Raw genomic sequence first — 16,110 nt, forward strand, 5'->3', positions numbered from 1 at the left:
TTGTTTTTGTCTATTTGAAATGGGTCATTCGCTCTATCTTCTTCGCAAATTCGATCTCCTTTACACTTGTCTGCCTGAATAAAAGCGCTGCAATGCAAATACCTATTGCCAGAGTAAATAATAGTGACATGGTAAGCGTCAGATTATGCGCCATGGTGATAAGAATTGTCGGGTTATCATCCACAACACTCAAGTCGGTAATTTTTATTCCGGCAAGCATCGTTTTATAAGCATACATTCCGGGAATCATAGTAATACAAGCAGGCATTGTAAATACAACGGGAGGATTATCGACCCGATGAGCAGCAACAATACCGATAAAGCCAATAGCAACCGATCCTGTAAGGGTAGCCATAATAAGTCCAAAATCTAGTTCTAAAAGGATAAAACGCAGACAGTGCCCCAATCCACCCAATAATCCGGCAACAATAAGTACTTTTTTAGGTGTACCGAAAAGTACCCCCCAACAAACGCCAACGATAAATGCTATTGCAAAATCGCGGGCGATAGACAATAGTATATCCGTATCTATCATTTTTCTAAAGCTTAAAATTTTCAATACCCAACAGAGTAATGCTTAGAGTCATACCTGCTGCAATACATAACAATATAAATCCGGCGAATAGAGCCCTGTTTACCGCCGAAGACAAGTAACCCTCAATCAGATCGATTACACTGTTAATAAGCGGCACACCCGGTATGAGATAAAGCACCGCCGTTGCCATTGCAGCCTCGGGATAGCTGCCTATTCCAAAAACAGTTCCCCCACCCGTTATCATTGTAGTAATAAAAGCAGCAATACTTATCGAAATCATCTGATTGTATTTTAAAGCTGCAATTTTATATCTGAAGAGCGATCCCATAAAGGCACCGCACATAGCCACCAAAGCATTAAATATATCGCCAAAAGCAAAGAAACACAATCCGGCACAAGAGAATCCTACTGCTACAGATACAATCCATGGATTATAATGAGGCATATTCTTTATCTTGTCAAATTCATTCTCTGTCTCTTCAATCGACAGATTCTCTTCGTATACCTTCCACGAAAGATGGCTAACCCTTGTCAACACCTCTAAATGTACCACATGAGTAGGCGATTCTTTGAACATGGTTATAGTATCGTCTTCCCGACAGTGGCTTTTCACCGTTACCAATAAACCTTTAAATGTGGGTTGTAGGTTCACATCAAATCCCCATGTAACAGCCATACGTGTAATATTGCTCTTTACACGCCCGCTATGAGCTCCCGAAGCAAGTAGAAAAGTTCCGATATCAAGAATTAAATCAGCAAAACGTTTCACCGGAATATTTCCTACTATTGCACAATCATATTTAGGATTTGACATATCAAAACATACTTTAAAAATCCTTGCAAAGATATTAAAAAGAGTGCTCTCATCTATAAGAAAATTAAAGTTTAGCAGACTTAAGATTCAATTTAAATTATCTGATTATGTAACCTCAATCATAATTTTAACATTTAAAACATGTTTTATCCAATAACTTTAGCATATAATATAATTCAACTGTTAAACTAAATCAATATCTTTGCTTTTTAATTTTTTATCCTGCTAAGATGTTATACGATATTGTTATCATAGGAAGTGGATTAGCCGGTGCAACGTCGGCTCATATTCTTGCCGAAAATGGATTTAAGGTACTTGTTGTTGAAAAAGAACGTAATATAGGTGGACAGTGTTTCGACTATAAAGATTCTAATAATATTACAATACATAAATATGGTCCTCATATTTTCCATACCAAAGAAAAAAGGGTCTGGGATTTTGTCACCCGGTTTAGCGAATTCAACCTCTTTCAACATAGTGTCCTCAGTTATGCGGAAGGTAATTTTATCGAATTTCCGATAAACAGAATTACCATAAATAAGATATTTGGCTTAGAACTCTCATGTAATGAAATTGAGGGGTTTTTAAAAGAAGAAGTTAAAAAATCGAAATTCAACACCCCTCATCTTTCCTTTAGAGATGCTATAGTATCGCAAGTGGGTGAAAAATTATACTCTCTGTTTTTTGAAAATTACACAAAAAAACAGTGGAACACTGATCCTGAGAACTTATCGCCGGAACTAGCTTTTCGCATACCTATCAGAACTAACAACGATAGCAGGTACTTCACCGATATGTATCAGGGAATACCCAAAGATGGCTATACAAAGATGATGAGCAATATGTTGGATCATCCTAATATTCAGATTTTACTCGGATGCGATTATTTCAGTAAAAAAGATGAAATAGAGTCGAAATTAACAATTTATACGGGCGAATTAGACCGCTTCTTCGATTATAAGTTTGGAGAATTGGAGTATCGTTCGGTACGTATCGAACTGAAAACTTATGATACCAAGCAGTTCCAACCTGCTCCTGTTGTAAATTACCCAAATGACTATGATTGGACACGCACCACCGAATTTAAACAATTAACAGGCGAAGTTTCGGATAAAACGACTATCTGCTATGAATATCCACTGGCTCAAGGTCATGCTTTCTATACTGTTCCAACCAAAGAAAACAACGAGAAAAGACTTAAATACATGCAGGAAGTAGCACAATTAGAAGCTTCCGGCAAATTCTTATTTATTGGCAGGCTCGCCGAATACCGCTATTATAATATGGATAATGTGATTGCAGCAACTCTCGACAAAATTAACAACTGGCTAAATAATCAGAAATGATATCAGCAGACACATTGAAAGACCTATTTCTAAAATGCCGCTCTCTAATTATATATGGCATAATTGGAGTTATATCAGCTGGATTAGATTTTATTATTTATCTTTTTCTCACTAATTATATTTCTTTTAATTATCTAATAGCAAACGTCATAAGTGTTCATTGTGGAATAATTTGCAGTTTTATACTTAATAGGCAATTCAATTTCAAAATAAAAGATAAAACAGCAGTAAGATTTATAAAATTCTATGGAATCGGGCTTTTGGGATTGACTTTAAGTTTCTGCTTTCTATATTTATTGGTTGATATTGTAAACCTTAATAAAGTTACATCTAAATTACTGACAATAATCATTGTTGCTCTGGTTCAATTTATACTTAATAAAACAATCACCTTTAAAACTAAAAATGCATGAAACTATATATCGTCCTGCCGGCTTATAATGAAGAAGAAAATATCGAAGCTGTAATCAAACAATGGCATCCGATTGTAGAACAAATAGGTATAGATAGCAAACTTGTGATTTTTGACGATGGAAGCAAGGACAGTACTTATGCCAAGTTAAAAGATTTAGAATCGAAATATCCTCAATTAATAGGTAAGACGAAGAAAAACTCAGGACATGGAGGAACTTGCCTTGCTCTTTACAATTATGCGATAGAGAACGAAGCCGATTATATTTTCCAAACTGATTCTGATGGACAAACCGAGCCGGCTGAATTTTGGCAATTCTGGGAGCAACGCGATCATTTTGATATTGGTATCGGAGTTCGTAATGCCAGAGAAGACGGATCATCCAGAATATTGGTAACACGTGTACTCCGAATTGTTATAAGATTTACATTTGGTCTTGATTTAAGAGATGCAAACACTCCTTTCCGACTAATGAAGAGAGAACACCTTATTGAGTATCTAAAGCTTATACCCAAAGATTTCTTTTTATCAAATGTCCTCATTTCAGTTATAGCCAAAAAGAAAAAAGAAAATTTTCTTTGGCTACCTATTACATTTAAACCTCGCCAGGGAGGAGTTAATTCTATAAACTTCAAACGAATATGTAAGATTGGACTTCAAGCCGTAAAAGAGTTTATTGAGATTAACAAAATATTAAAAAAGTCTATCTGATATTATTTATGCAAACAATCAAGCCAGATAGGTATCTACTTTTATCTTTTTTTTTATTCTCCTTCATAATAATGTTTTTCGGGACTAAATCGTCCCCTCTGTATTTTTTTAACGAAGGTTCAGACCCTAATGTTTATTTTATTATGGGGAAAGGCTGGCTAAATGGGTATATTCCCTATAAAGATTTATTTGACCATAAAGGTCCATTACTATATGTCATTTTTGGAATAGGATATCTTATATCTAATGACAGTTATTTAGGCATTTATATATTACAAAGTATTTCTTTTTCTTTTATTTTGTTTTTCATATATAAGTCAGCATCTTTATTCGTCAATATCCATTATGCTTATATAGCAGCTCTATTATTCAGCATTATTTTCTTTTCTACAGGTAGCTTAGGTGCTAGTGCCGATGAATTTAATTTACTATTTACATCGATAGGTTTATATCTTATTCTCAAACACTTCACTGATGATAATAACCCAAGGAATCTATTTTATTTATTTATTCAAGGTATTCTGATAGGCTGTGTCGCCCTAATTAAATTTAACATCATTATTTTGTGGTTTTTTCCATTACTGGCAATCATCATAGAAAAATATCGGACCCGGAACATAAGATTAGCGTTACAATATATTCTAGCTATAATTTCAGGAATACTGATAATTACACTCCCTTTTATTGCTTATTTTTATTTTGTAGGAGCCTTAGGTGATTTTTGGGAATCATACATCATATTTAATTTTATATACTCCTCAGTGGGTACTAAAATTGATCCTTTTTTCATTATAGTAAAGGATGAATTTACTACAAATCCTATTATAATGTCAATAATAATAGGTGGTGTTGTATATTTTACCTTTACAGATAAGATACGAAGTAATATCTTGAAAAGTAGTATCCCTTTAATGTTTATAGCTACCTACTATATTATATTTAAAAATACTTATTACGCCTACTATATTATTGGCATATGTATCATATCTGTATTAGGATTAATTGCTTTACTCTCTATTATTGAAAAAAAACAATACAAACAGAATTATACTCACATATTGATTATATTAGTAGGTGTAATTCTTATAAACTTATTCCTAAAACGAAATTTCATTAAACAACGAAACTCATATAATCATCAAATTGAGTTCGTAAATTATATGAAAGAAAATTCTAAAGGAAAAGAACCTGAACTATTAACCATAACATTAGATGAAGGATATTATCTTCTAACTAATTCATTTCCGGTAAGCAAATATTTTTATATGCCTGCAATTAAATATGAAGTATATCCGAAAATTATCGACTCAAATATTAAACTGCTAAAAAGTGATAAAGCACCTTTATATATTACTGATTACAGATATGTAGACATGACAAAATCGTCAGCGGGATACGGTTCGCGTTACAAAGAAATCATCAATCTAAGATATGAGGTAGCAAAAGTTTACACTGATTACGGCAAATGGCCAGCATTACAATATATCCTTTATAAAAGAATAGACTAAATTGTTTACATGAGATATTCTATGAATATTATACCAGCAATAAAAAAAGAGAAGTATATACTAATATCCTTTCTTCTCTTCTCCTTCATTACCTTATTACTCGGAACTAAATCGTCTCCGATTTATGTATTTAATGATTGGGAGGATGTCAACGCATACTTTACCATGGGCAAAGGATGGATGAATGGATGCATTCCTTATAAAGATCTATTTGACCATAAGGGTCCACTATTATATATAATCTACGGAATAGGATATATTATCTCCAATGACAGTTTTTGGGGTATTTATATATTACAGTGTATAGCTTTTACTACTATTCTCTATTTTATGTATAAGTTAAGCGGTCTTTTTTTATCAAAACAATATGCCTATATCGCAAGCCTTTCTTTCAGTATTATTTATTTTGCTACAAATCTTCGGGGAGGAAGTGCCGAAGAGTTTATCTTATTATTTCAGACAATTGGACTTTATTTGCTCTTCAAGCATTTTATAGACAAGAATAACCCTCGGAACTTAAGATATATTTTCATACAAGGTATTCTAATCGGATGTGTTGCCCTTATTAAAATCAATATTATTATTTTCTGGTTTATTCCATTACTGGCAATTATAATCCAAACCATTATTGATAAGAATTTCAAGTTAGCAGTACGATATTTTCTATTAACGACTTTAGGTGTGCTTCTGGTTATTGCACCCTTTGTATGCTATTTTTTTGCTGTAGATAGTTTATCTGACTTTTGGGAATCTTATATTATATTCAATACAATATATGCATCAATAGGTTCTGATTTAAATGCTTTTTCAGATATACCAATAGAGGTACTAAAGACGCACCCCCTAGCACTTTCTTACATAATATTAGGAATATCATATTTCACTTTTAGCAGAAATGTAATAAAAGAAAGAGTATTTAGATTCTCTCTTTTCCCGATGTTTGGAATTTTATATTTATCGATATTCAGAAGTGCATATTACGACTATTATATCATGTCGGTGTCTGTTCTCTCAATATTAGGGATTGTTACTATAGCGAGCATTATCCAAAAGCGCTATAATAATGTGCACATAAAATATTTCATTATAAGCATACTCCTAATTATAGGTATTAATGTGGTATTAAAAAGAAAGATGATCAAGAATATAAATAGCTATAATTATCAAATTGAATTTTCTCAGTATATGAAAGAACATATAGGAGAAAAAGAATTAAGTATATTAAATCTGGGAATGGACGAGGGTTATTTTTTTCTTACAAATACCATCCCCCCCAATAAATATTTTTATCTGCCCAATATCTCATATAGCCAATATCCGCAGATAATAGATACAAACATAGAGATAATGAAAAGTGATAAAGCACCTCTATATATAACTATTTCGAGATATATAACAATAAACAATGTAAAAACCGATATGGATATCTACCTCCCCGTAATAGAGGCTGAATATGATGTCGTAAAAGAATATACATCATACGCTAAATGGCCTGCATATCAGCACATCCTTTACAAACGCAAAAATTAAGAAATAGCTTGCCTTCACGATTCAATTCATCTTCATATAAAAAGAAAAAGCAGTAATATTAAATTACTGCTTTTCTCTTTTTTATATAGTTGTATTTAAAAACTAAACTCAAAGCTTATCCGGAATCCTGATTTTTTGACATCCGGATTATCCAAATAATTCAAACGCCGAACATAATCGACTCTGAAAAATTGAAATATATTTTCAACCCCTACGCTATATTCCATATATGGAGTTTTCCCCATCGAAAAGACCTCTTTAGGGAAGACAAGCAGATCTCTGTTATATTCAGGGTTATTACCATCCGTTAAATGTCCCCAAAAACCCCTAAAACCGGCAACTTCCCTCAGTTTAAGTAATTTAATGATAGGAATGCGGTTAAAGAGCCACCCACCCATACGGTAATCGACATCCCATGTCACTTGCGAATCATTCAGAAACTCCAAGGGACTAAGCATATAGAACGATCCTCTCTGAATGGTTATAGAAGTATTGGCATTCGCCGATAACAAAAGAGGGAACGGTACAGAGCCCCATATTTTCTCACCCTTTGCAGTAATCCCCAGACGCCCATAAGGAGCAATCCAGAGTTCTTTATCAAAAGAAAGAGAACTTTTATTATACTTAAACTGACCTCCCAATACATTCTTGAATCCCATGATATGAGAGTACTGAATTGTATATCCTTTTGAAGGTAAAGCTTGGCGTCTGCGTTTTTGCTGGAAGAATTTCTCTCCATGAGCATATCTTATATCTATTCCTGCTTCCGTCGTTTTCAGATTACCCATGTTAACCAACATACCGTTCTCATCTTTGCGTTGAAACTTGAGTTCTCCGGCAGCTTCTTCGTTATGAGTTCTACCATATATATTATATGAAAACCCACCATGATACTCATGTATATAGTCAATTTCAGTCATACGATCGTAAGTCATGTTATTATACCGTCTTGCTCTAAAAGAAAGAAGTATATTATCACGCTCTGCCTGTAAGAAACGCTGGCCTAAAGGGTTTACATCGTATTTATGAGCAATAGAAATATTGTGTTTCGGAAATTCATCTTTATGATATTTCTTCTGATTGAACGACCAGGTAGCCTCTCCATAATATTTCCACTTCTCATCCTTTGTTCCATATGCAAGGTATCCATACAGGAAAAAGTGAGGATGCAGATTTTTAGTTGTAGAAGCTGTCAAACGGAACCTGTTTCCTTCGAGGTGATTATAACTGTAGAAAGTAAGTGTAGTTCCCAAATCAAGCTTATTCTTCTCCTCATTGCTATTCGTGGGCAGATATTGACTTGTCAGGACATCTATTGTTTTCAGTGTAATATCCACAAACTTGTTAGCTCTGAATTCGTCCATCATTTCACCCAAGCGATAATCTTTATTTACAACCTTGGGTCTGCTGGCATTCCAATAATTTTTATCATGCTTTTTATAATCTGATAAATAAACTACCGGCGATGATGTTCCGAAAGCTGCATCAACCGGAAGATTGAATACGAAATTCTCAAAAGTCCTTTCCTTTTCCACATAAAATTTAGCAGCACCATACATAGACATATCTATGGCTGTTGTAAATCGCAAAGGCACCCAGAGATCAGGAGACTTTTCATAAAACTCCTGAGTGATAAGCATATTTTCTACGTAATTCACATTAATTTTTGGTGGCACTCTGAATGATACTCTTTTAACTGCATATGGAGCTTCGGGCTGAACATAAAGATTCCCGATAAAACCAACATCCTGAGTATTAAAAGGCACAAATCCAAGATTTACGTACTTCTTCTGATCTATCATTACGGTATCAATAATATACCATTTGTAGAAATTGACAGATGATGTGCTGCTCAATGGACTTACAAAGTCCTGAAACAGCATATTAATATTATTATCCGTAATGGTTACATCTTTGAATACTTCGGCAATAACGCTCTCCATCGACTCGGTATTCATCTGTTCATCCAGACCTTCATTCTGATAAGCCACCACCACCCTACGTGTTCCTTTGGGATCTTTGCGGTAATAAACATTAGATAATGTTTCACGAATCGAAAACGGCAATATCGGTTTATTATCTATTTTAGAAGTATCGGCATACTTAGAAACGAATTTGAGATTTTTCAATATCCCTTTTCCCGGCACATACTCGTTAAATGCAAACATGAGGCGATCATATTCGTCATTCATATAATAATCCTGATTGGTTATCAGGTAATCATATTTATTCGCTATTACCTTTTTGATTAGTTCTACTGCGGGATTATCCTTTTTTGAGTATTTCTCTTTTCCGGGTCTGATTACGATTTCATTCAATTGCACCCCTTCAGCTTTCAATTTAATATCAAGTTGAGAGGCTTTATTGGCAGGTAAAGTTATTTTTCGGGATTCGTATCCCATCATCGAAACAACCAGAATGTTACCTCCGGTATTATTGTTAAGTGAAAATTTACCGTTTTCATCCGACAATTTCCCCAGAGTTGTTCCATCAATACGTACTGTGGCAAATTCGAGAGGTTCATTGGTAACGGAGTCTCTAACAACTCCTTGCACTGTTGTAGTTTGTGAGTATATGGTAAGGGTAGAGAATAGGGCAAAAAGCACTATCATCTTATAACGGAGAATTCTTAAGTTGTATATGATGGATATCCTCATTCGAATCTTTTACATTATTTCTAAAATCTATCCTAAAAAGGGAAACAGGGGCATTAAGCCCCTAATCTTCTCTTAATATCCGGATTTTTCGATAAACAGATCACCTGTTTTTATTGTGTTGATAGATATTATAACAGAAAAAGTAATAAACAGTTCTCATGAGTGATTACATTAGTTTACGATAACGAACACGCTTAGGTTCAACATTACCTAAACGAGCCTTTTTATTATCTTCGTATTCGCTATATGATCCTTCGAAATAAAACACTTCCGAATTGCCTTCGAAAGCCAGAATGTGTGTACAGATACGGTCTAAAAACCAACGGTCGTGAGAAATAACTACCGCACACCCCGCAAAATTTTCCAAACCTTCTTCTAATGCACGCAATGTATTAATATCAATATCATTTGTAGGCTCATCGAGTAATAAAACGTTAGCTTCAGCTTTCAGTGTAAGAGCCAGATGTAAACGGTTACGTTCACCACCCGACAGTACTCCACATAGTTTTTCCTGATCTCCTCCTGCAAAATTGAAACGGGACAGGTAAGCTCTCGAATTTATTTCTTTTCCTCCGACTCTGATAAAATCAGAACCATCAGATACTACCTGATAAACAGTTTTAGCAGGATCGATAGATTCGTGAGCCTGATCAACATAAGCAGTCTTCACAGTTTCACCTACCTCGAATGTTCCTTTGTCGGCAGTTTCCAATCCTTGAATCAAACGGAAAAGAGTTGTTTTACCCGCACCATTGGGTCCGATAATACCCACTATACCATTGGGAGGAAGCGAGAAGTTCAGATCATCAAACAACAGTTTATCGCCATAAGCTTTAGATACACCATGTGCTTCTATTACTTTATTACCCAAACGAGGACCATTAGGTATAAAAATCTCTAATTTCTCTTCTCTCTCTTTTTGGTCTTCATTCATCAATTTTTCATACGAATTCAAACGAGCTTTACCTTTAGCCTGACGAGCTTTAGGAGCCATTCTCACCCACTCCAACTCATGTTGTAATGTTTTGCGGCGTTTGCTCACTTGTTTCTCTTCCTGCTCCATACGTTTGGTCTTTTGCTCTAACCAGGAAGTATAATTCCCTTTCCAAGGAATACCTTCACCACGGTCAAGTTCAAGAATCCAACCTGCTACGTGATCCAAGAAGTAACGGTCGTGAGTAATACAGATTACTGTACCTTTATATTGTTGCAAATGTTGCTCCAACCAATCAATAGATTCAGCATCCAAGTGGTTAGTAGGCTCATCAAGTAGCAATACATCGGGTTCTTGTAGTAAAAGACGGCAAAGAGCAACACGACGCTTCTCTCCTCCTGACAAATTTTCGGTCAACTGATCTTCATCAGGACAACGTAAAGCATCCATTGCACGCTCCAGTTTATTATCCAGATTCCAAGCGTCAGCAGCATCTATTTTATCTTGAAGTTCTGCTTGACGGGCAAATAAACCGTCCATCTTATCGGCATCTTCATAATATTCGGGCAGACCAAATTTTTCATTGATTGCTTCATATTCCGCCAAAATGTCAATAATCGGCTGAACACCCTCTTGAACTATTTCTTTTACGGTTTTAGTAGGATCTAATTTTGGATCTTGTTCCAGATAACCTACACTAAATGCCTTATCTGAAACTATCTCGCCTTGAAATTCTTTTTCAATACCTGCTATAATTTTCAGCAAACTTGATTTACCCGATCCGTTCAGACCGATAATACCAATCTTTGCTCCATAATAAAACGACAGGTAAATGTTCTTCAACACTTGTTTTTGTGGAGGGTAAGTCTTGCTTACACCAATCATCGAAAAAATAATTTTTTTATCTTCTACTGACATATATTTTTATATTTATTTAAGCTCACAGAGCTATTTATTTCTTTAGTAAGCACATCAACTAATACTGGTTATACTTATAAAACATATCATTAAATACGTTCAATTATTTTTTTCTTATTTGCTGTATCATCAAATTATTACGGCTATCGCCATCCAATTCAATAATGTTTCGATTAAAATCTTTTCTCCTTATTTCTATATCACGAGAATCTCCCGTTCCTAATACCAGTTGATTCAATTTATCCACATCTTCAAACTCACTTCTGGGTACAGACTGTTCAAATTCGGTAAGAATCAAAATATCCTCTTTTACTTCCTTTACCTGAAATACCCTTGCCGGATCATAATAATCTTTATTACAAAGAATAAAATCTCCCGGTTGAATATTTTCTAACCATACCTTTTTCGCATCTTGCCCATATGCTTTCGCAAAATTTTCTTGCGCATTCTTCACCACCCTGTTATGATCTACAACAGTATCAATAATTGCATAAGACATTATTCCTGTAAAAAGAACGAGTAGCAAGATAATAAAACCAAATCTTTTCAAAAAAGAAGGCTTAAATTCCTTCTCCTTACTTGCCGCCAAATCACGAATGGACGAGCTTTGGTATTTTTTGGCTATCCTTTTTTCGCAACCCTTACAAACAACAACTGCTTTCACCATTCTTGTATTTCCGAGCAAAACAGAAGCCTTTGTTTCTACTGTATTTAATAACCATTTATCAGAACCACATTTAGGACAAGAAAAGGTAGCATCCAACTCTACCTGATCTACCAGTGTTCTCTCATAAGAAATAAAAATTACGCTCATCGTTATTATACAGTTCTTTATTTACCTATTATTTCCGGCTCATCAAATAGTGTCTGCAAATATAATGAATTATGTCCTACCAAGAGAATTTTCAACATTTTATAGCAATGCAATATCTAAATCCGTTAATAAGTTTTAATGAACAAATATATCTTATAGAGTGTTAATCGAATATTGTCCAAAAAATAGCGAGGAATAAAAGGAAATCTTGTGTATTCGCCCTATCTTTGGCATTAAAATGGAACTAACACTATCCACTATAACTAATTTTGAAGAATTATTAACAAAGTAAAGTAATTATGAAAAGATTATTTTTAGCCGCTTCATTGGCACTTTCGTTATCAGGACTGTCTGCACAAGATGCAACACAAGAAACAGACAGCACAAATATATCACCATGGAAACACAATGGTATTGCATCTCTGAACTTTTCTCAAACGTCTTTATCAAACTGGTCTGCCGGAGGTGATAATGCCGTAGCCGGTAATGCAGTTTTTAATGGTAATTTACAATATCGAAAAGGCGAATGGTTATGGAATAACCTCTTAATTTTAGAGTATGGTCTTACCAGAACCAAAGCGGGAGGCTCTCAAAAAGCAACCGATAAAATAGACTATACGACTCAACTCGGATACAGCACCAACAATAAATGGTTTTATACCGTTATGGCCGATTTTAAGACCCAGTTTAGTAAAGGGTATAACTATCCCAACAAAGACGAATATATATCTAAGTTTATGGCTCCTGCCTATTCTAATGTTTCATTAGGGATGGAATTAAGACCTAAAGATTCGTATTACACGCTATATTTCTCTCCTACTGCAGGTAAATTTACGTTTGTGAATGACGACTTTCTTTCCGACAGAGGATTTTTTGGAGTAACGCCCGGGGATAAATTCAGAGCCGAATTTGGTACATTTCTGAGAGGTACCTATCAGAAAGAAATTATGCAGAACGTAAAGTTAATGACCGATGCCAATTTCTTTACAGCTTACGACAATAGTTTCGGCAATATCGACATAGATTGGAATGTACTGATAAACATGAAAATAAACAAATACCTCAATGCCAACATCAATACCAGTTTGAAATATGATGACGATATAAAAGCTATCAGCGAAGACGGTACTAAAAAAGGCCCCAGAGTTCAGTTCAAAGAAATCATCGGTATTGGTATCGGGTATAATTTCTAAAAAACAATATTTTAGTTTACGCTATAATTTTAGTTATTTACTAAAAAAAACGATACCGGATGCAACATTTCGAGTATTCGTCAATCTTAGATACAAATGCATGATAGTTATGTCCGAGCCCAATATTAAAATATCAGTTATAATACCTGTATACAATGTTGAAAATTATTTACATGAATGTATTGACAGCGTATTAAATCAAAACTATTCAAATCTTGAAGTGCTGCTAATCAACGATGGTAGTACCGACACTTCGGGTCAAATATGTAATAGTTATTCTGCAAGAGATCAACGAATAAAGGTCTTACACCAAGAAAATAAGGGAGCAGCAGCCGCCCGAAATTTAGGTTTAAAATATACATCAGGAGACTATGTCTGCTTTATCGATTCCGACGATTTTATAGGACAAGGATTATACTTGGAAATAATTGATTATCTGGAAAAAAGCAAAGATACTATAGATGTTTTCTATATACCATTCACTGACAGAAAGCACAATATCAGTAAAACTATATATTCTAAATCAGAAATCCGATCGCAATTTATTCACCAATTTATAGGTACAGCCAAAATGGCTATAGCTAAGATGGGATCAGTATGTGCATTATGTATTCGCCGAGAAATTATAAAAGATTTAACCTTTTGCGAAATAACAGTGATTGAAGATAAACCATTCTTTATAGAAACTTTGATCAGGGCTACAAATTTAGTTATATTAACCAATAAATATTATACCTACAGAGTTAATACAACTTCTCTAATTCGTAGTTATAATAAAGAATTTATGAAGAGTAGTACTTTTGCAAACAAAGTGATTAAAGAGATATTAAAAAAATATGATGCTGATACCCAAAGTTTAATTTATTTAAACGACAATACTACTGTAATCTTCTATTATCACCTGATCAAAAATGAAATTAAGAATAATGATATAAACTGCGATCCCATTCAGATCAGGAACAATATAAAGCAATACTACACAGACAATAACATCAAAAAACTACTGACATGGGAACGTACTATAAGAGCCTCTTTAAGAAATCCTAAATGGTTATTAATAAAATTGGGATACACAGATATCGTAATAAATATGCTATGGAATAAAAAGATGAAAAAACTTAGAAAACCAAATCTTCAATACTCACCTCAATCTTAAAATATCGCCTTCAACAGGTACATATTCGAAGTCTCTTTTATTCATTTTATAGAGATTATTCACTTTTATGCCATATAGTTGAGAAATACTGTACATCGATTCGCCCACTTGCACCACATGCTCATAATAGGGTTTATCTGCTTTTTTCTTCTTTTTCTGGAAATAAATCAGATCGCCTTCCTGAATCGGGAAATTGTCGGGTACTTCGTTGTATTCACATAAATCTTTCACTTTAAAGCCAAATTCACTTGCTATAGAAGCATAAGAATCATCTCTCTGGGCTACTACATATACCAAACCATGGGTTTTGTAAGGAATATGTCTTACACCTGATGGTACAACAGGTGTTATAATTTGGATCTCTTCTCTTTCCACATCCCTTTTTCCACCTTTTTTATCGTACCTATACAATTCATAATCTTCAATCAGTTTGATCAACTTATTGGCATACGCCTTATCAGTGGCATAACCGGCCTTTTGTAAACCTCTCGCCCATCCCCGATAGTCGGTTATATCTAATGAAAACAAATCGCTATAACGTTGTTTTTCACTTAAAAACCGAGAATGATCGTCAAACGAATCTTCTGCTTTCTTATATTTCCTGAAACAGTCGTTAGGAGTATCATCTGCAGCTATTACCGATTCGCCTTTCCAACCATTATGACATTTTATCCCAAAATGATTATTTGATCTCAAAGTCAAAGAGCTTCTACCCGCTCCCGACTCCAATAATCCCTGAGCCAATGTAATACTTGCCGGTACTTTATATTTCTTCATATGACTAATTGCCAAATCGCTATATTTCTCAACATAAGCATCATAAAAAGTATTCCGTTTTCTTTCAGCTGCAATAAGTGTATAGGGAAGCAGTATCAATAGAACCGCAAATACCAATAATCTCAAAATACCTTTTCTTTCAAATATGTGTGACATCTCTATTTTTTTATATCTTTGATTGTTATCTGAGGTCTGAGACCTTTTTATTACTTCGGCAAGTATGAGTACAACTAACTATTCTCTTTGAAAATGTTGTATTAAATACTTGCTGTTACTCAATAAACATTAATAATTGATGGAAAGTTTAGAAATACTTACAAAAGTAAGGGTTTATAGTTTAATAGAATGCTCAAAAGAGAAGAAAGATTTGATAGAAAAAGCTAAAAAATCTACAAATTCAGCATATGCCCCTTATTCGGGCTTTCATGTGGGAGCAGCAGTTTTGCTCGAAGATGGTACTATTGTAACAGGAAACAATCAGGAAAATGCAGCCTACCCTTCCGGAATATGCGCCGAGCGTACTGCACTGTTTTATGCAAATGCACACTATCCTAGTCTGGCAGTCAAAGCAATAGCAATAGCAGCTCAGACTAAAGGAAGCTTCACTAAAGACATTTGTGCGCCTTGCGGATCGTGCCGCCAAGTACTCGTTGAAGTAGAGAACAGGTATGATACACCCATCCAAATTATTATGTATGGGGAGAATCATATCTATGAAGTAGATTCGATAAGAGATTTATTGCCTTTTTGCTTTGGAAAAGATTCTTTAAACGGGTAGCAAGTAACCTTTAATAATTTAATGCGA

At 34.4% G+C, this 16,110-nt stretch carries 14 protein-coding genes; 8 read left to right on the forward strand and 6 right to left on the reverse strand.

Features of this window, described 5'->3' with window-relative positions:
• Window positions 1–10: 10 nt before the first annotated feature.
• Both CLV62_RS00600 and CLV62_RS00605 read right to left on the reverse strand, forming a co-directional pair.
• Complete coding sequence (locus tag CLV62_RS00600; protein ID WP_394337190.1) at window positions 11–535, reverse strand: threonine/serine exporter family protein; 525 nt, start codon at window positions 533–535, stop codon at window positions 11–13.
• Between the two features lie 4 nt (window positions 536–539).
• Entirely contained in the window at window positions 540–1,349 is an 810-nt protein-coding gene (locus CLV62_RS00605; RefSeq protein WP_110308845.1) for a threonine/serine exporter family protein, read from the reverse strand.
• Between the two features lie 230 nt (window positions 1,350–1,579).
• Between CLV62_RS00605 and glf the strand changes: the two genes are divergently transcribed.
• The 5 genes from glf to CLV62_RS00630 all read left to right on the forward strand — a co-directional run bounded on the left by glf (window position 1,580) and on the right by CLV62_RS00630 (window position 6,856).
• A complete protein-coding gene (glf, locus tag CLV62_RS00610) occupies window positions 1,580–2,695 on the forward strand; it encodes a UDP-galactopyranose mutase (RefSeq protein WP_110308846.1) in 1,116 nt (371 codons plus the stop codon).
• Window positions 2,692–3,108 (forward strand): GtrA family protein, encoded by a 417-nt coding sequence (locus CLV62_RS22325; protein ID WP_110308847.1) that lies wholly within the window; start codon window positions 2,692–2,694, stop codon window positions 3,106–3,108. Before glf ends, CLV62_RS22325 begins: the two co-directional genes overlap by 4 nt.
• Window positions 3,105–3,818 carry a glycosyltransferase family 2 protein gene (locus tag CLV62_RS00620; protein ID WP_110308848.1) on the forward strand — a complete coding sequence of 238 codons (714 nt, stop codon included), beginning with the start codon at window positions 3,105–3,107 and terminating at the stop codon, window positions 3,816–3,818. Before CLV62_RS22325 ends, CLV62_RS00620 begins: the two co-directional genes overlap by 4 nt.
• A gap of 143 nt (window positions 3,819–3,961) precedes the next feature.
• A complete protein-coding gene (locus CLV62_RS00625) occupies window positions 3,962–5,326 on the forward strand; it encodes an ArnT family glycosyltransferase (RefSeq protein WP_170119977.1) in 1,365 nt (454 codons plus the stop codon).
• Between the two features lie 21 nt (window positions 5,327–5,347).
• The gene (locus CLV62_RS00630) at window positions 5,348–6,856 is read left to right on the forward strand and encodes a glycosyltransferase family 39 protein (RefSeq protein ID WP_170119978.1); all 1,509 of its coding nucleotides are present in this window, start codon (window positions 5,348–5,350) and stop codon (window positions 6,854–6,856) included.
• A 95-nt stretch (window positions 6,857–6,951) separates the two neighbouring features.
• Here the strand turns inward: CLV62_RS00630 and CLV62_RS00635 are convergent, their stop codons facing one another.
• The 3 genes from CLV62_RS00635 to CLV62_RS00645 form a co-directional block, all read right to left on the reverse strand.
• Window positions 6,952–9,468: a DUF5686 and carboxypeptidase-like regulatory domain-containing protein gene (locus CLV62_RS00635; RefSeq protein ID WP_245903945.1), complete on the reverse strand. Its 2,517-nt coding sequence runs from the start codon at window positions 9,466–9,468 to the stop codon at window positions 6,952–6,954.
• A 211-nt stretch (window positions 9,469–9,679) separates the two neighbouring features.
• Window positions 9,680–11,365, reverse strand: coding sequence for an energy-dependent translational throttle protein EttA (gene ettA, locus CLV62_RS00640; protein WP_110308852.1), 1,686 nt, complete (start codon window positions 11,363–11,365; stop codon window positions 9,680–9,682).
• 103 nt (window positions 11,366–11,468) lie between these two features.
• Window positions 11,469–12,179, reverse strand: coding sequence for a hypothetical protein (locus CLV62_RS00645; protein WP_110308853.1), 711 nt, complete (start codon window positions 12,177–12,179; stop codon window positions 11,469–11,471).
• Between the two features lie 299 nt (window positions 12,180–12,478).
• Here CLV62_RS00645 and CLV62_RS00650 point away from each other — a divergent pair, with 299 nt between their 5' ends.
• Both CLV62_RS00650 and CLV62_RS00655 read left to right on the forward strand, forming a co-directional pair.
• Window positions 12,479–13,372: a DUF3078 domain-containing protein gene (locus CLV62_RS00650; protein ID WP_110308854.1), complete on the forward strand. Its 894-nt coding sequence runs from the start codon at window positions 12,479–12,481 to the stop codon at window positions 13,370–13,372.
• Between the two features lie 109 nt (window positions 13,373–13,481).
• On the forward strand, window positions 13,482–14,528 hold the full coding sequence (locus CLV62_RS00655; protein ID WP_170119979.1) for a glycosyltransferase family 2 protein: 1,047 nt from the start codon (window positions 13,482–13,484) through the stop codon (window positions 14,526–14,528).
• On the opposite strand, the gene CLV62_RS00660 is transcribed toward CLV62_RS00655, so the two are convergent.
• Window positions 14,514–15,461 (reverse strand): glucosaminidase domain-containing protein, encoded by a 948-nt coding sequence (locus CLV62_RS00660; RefSeq protein WP_110308856.1) that lies wholly within the window; start codon window positions 15,459–15,461, stop codon window positions 14,514–14,516. The two genes, CLV62_RS00655 and CLV62_RS00660, sit on opposite strands and share 15 nt — an antisense overlap.
• A gap of 139 nt (window positions 15,462–15,600) precedes the next feature.
• On the opposite strand from CLV62_RS00660, the gene cdd reads away from it, so the two are divergent.
• The gene (gene cdd, locus CLV62_RS00665; protein WP_110308857.1) at window positions 15,601–16,083 is read left to right on the forward strand and encodes a cytidine deaminase; all 483 of its coding nucleotides are present in this window, start codon (window positions 15,601–15,603) and stop codon (window positions 16,081–16,083) included.
• The last annotated feature ends 27 nt before the right edge of the window (window positions 16,084–16,110 follow it).

The sequence above is a fragment of the Indolivaga alginatilytica genome, assembly GCF_003201355.1.
Lineage (GTDB): Bacteria > Bacteroidota > Bacteroidia > Bacteroidales > Dysgonomonadaceae > Dysgonomonas_A > Dysgonomonas_A alginatilytica.

Bases quoted from the DNA above. Each gene is read 5' to 3' on its own strand.
- CLV62_RS22325 (WP_110308847.1), top strand. From the start codon at position 2,692: ATGATATCAGCAGACACATTGAAAGACCTATTTCTAAAATGCCGCTCT.
- CLV62_RS00650 (WP_110308854.1), top strand. From the start codon at position 12,479: ATGAAAAGATTATTTTTAGCCGCTTCATTGGCACTTTCGTTATCAGGA.
- CLV62_RS00645 (WP_110308853.1), bottom strand. From the start codon at position 12,179: ATGAGCGTAATTTTTATTTCTTATGAGAGAACACTGGTAGATCAGGTA.
- CLV62_RS00600 (WP_394337190.1), bottom strand. From the start codon at position 535: ATGATAGATACGGATATACTATTGTCTATCGCCCGCGATTTTGCAATA.
- CLV62_RS00605 (WP_110308845.1), bottom strand. From the start codon at position 1,349: ATGTCAAATCCTAAATATGATTGTGCAATAGTAGGAAATATTCCGGTG.
- CLV62_RS00625 (WP_170119977.1), top strand. From the start codon at position 3,962: ATGGGGAAAGGCTGGCTAAATGGGTATATTCCCTATAAAGATTTATTT.
- CLV62_RS00635 (WP_245903945.1), bottom strand. From the start codon at position 9,468: ATGATAGTGCTTTTTGCCCTATTCTCTACCCTTACCATATACTCACAA.
- CLV62_RS00630 (WP_170119978.1), top strand. From the start codon at position 5,348: ATGAATATTATACCAGCAATAAAAAAAGAGAAGTATATACTAATATCC.
- CLV62_RS00655 (WP_170119979.1), top strand. From the start codon at position 13,482: ATGTCCGAGCCCAATATTAAAATATCAGTTATAATACCTGTATACAAT.
- ettA (WP_110308852.1), bottom strand. From the start codon at position 11,365: ATGTCAGTAGAAGATAAAAAAATTATTTTTTCGATGATTGGTGTAAGC.
- CLV62_RS00620 (WP_110308848.1), top strand. From the start codon at position 3,105: ATGAAACTATATATCGTCCTGCCGGCTTATAATGAAGAAGAAAATATC.
- cdd (WP_110308857.1), top strand. From the start codon at position 15,601: ATGGAAAGTTTAGAAATACTTACAAAAGTAAGGGTTTATAGTTTAATA.
- glf (WP_110308846.1), top strand. From the start codon at position 1,580: ATGTTATACGATATTGTTATCATAGGAAGTGGATTAGCCGGTGCAACG.
- CLV62_RS00660 (WP_110308856.1), bottom strand. From the start codon at position 15,461: ATGTCACACATATTTGAAAGAAAAGGTATTTTGAGATTATTGGTATTT.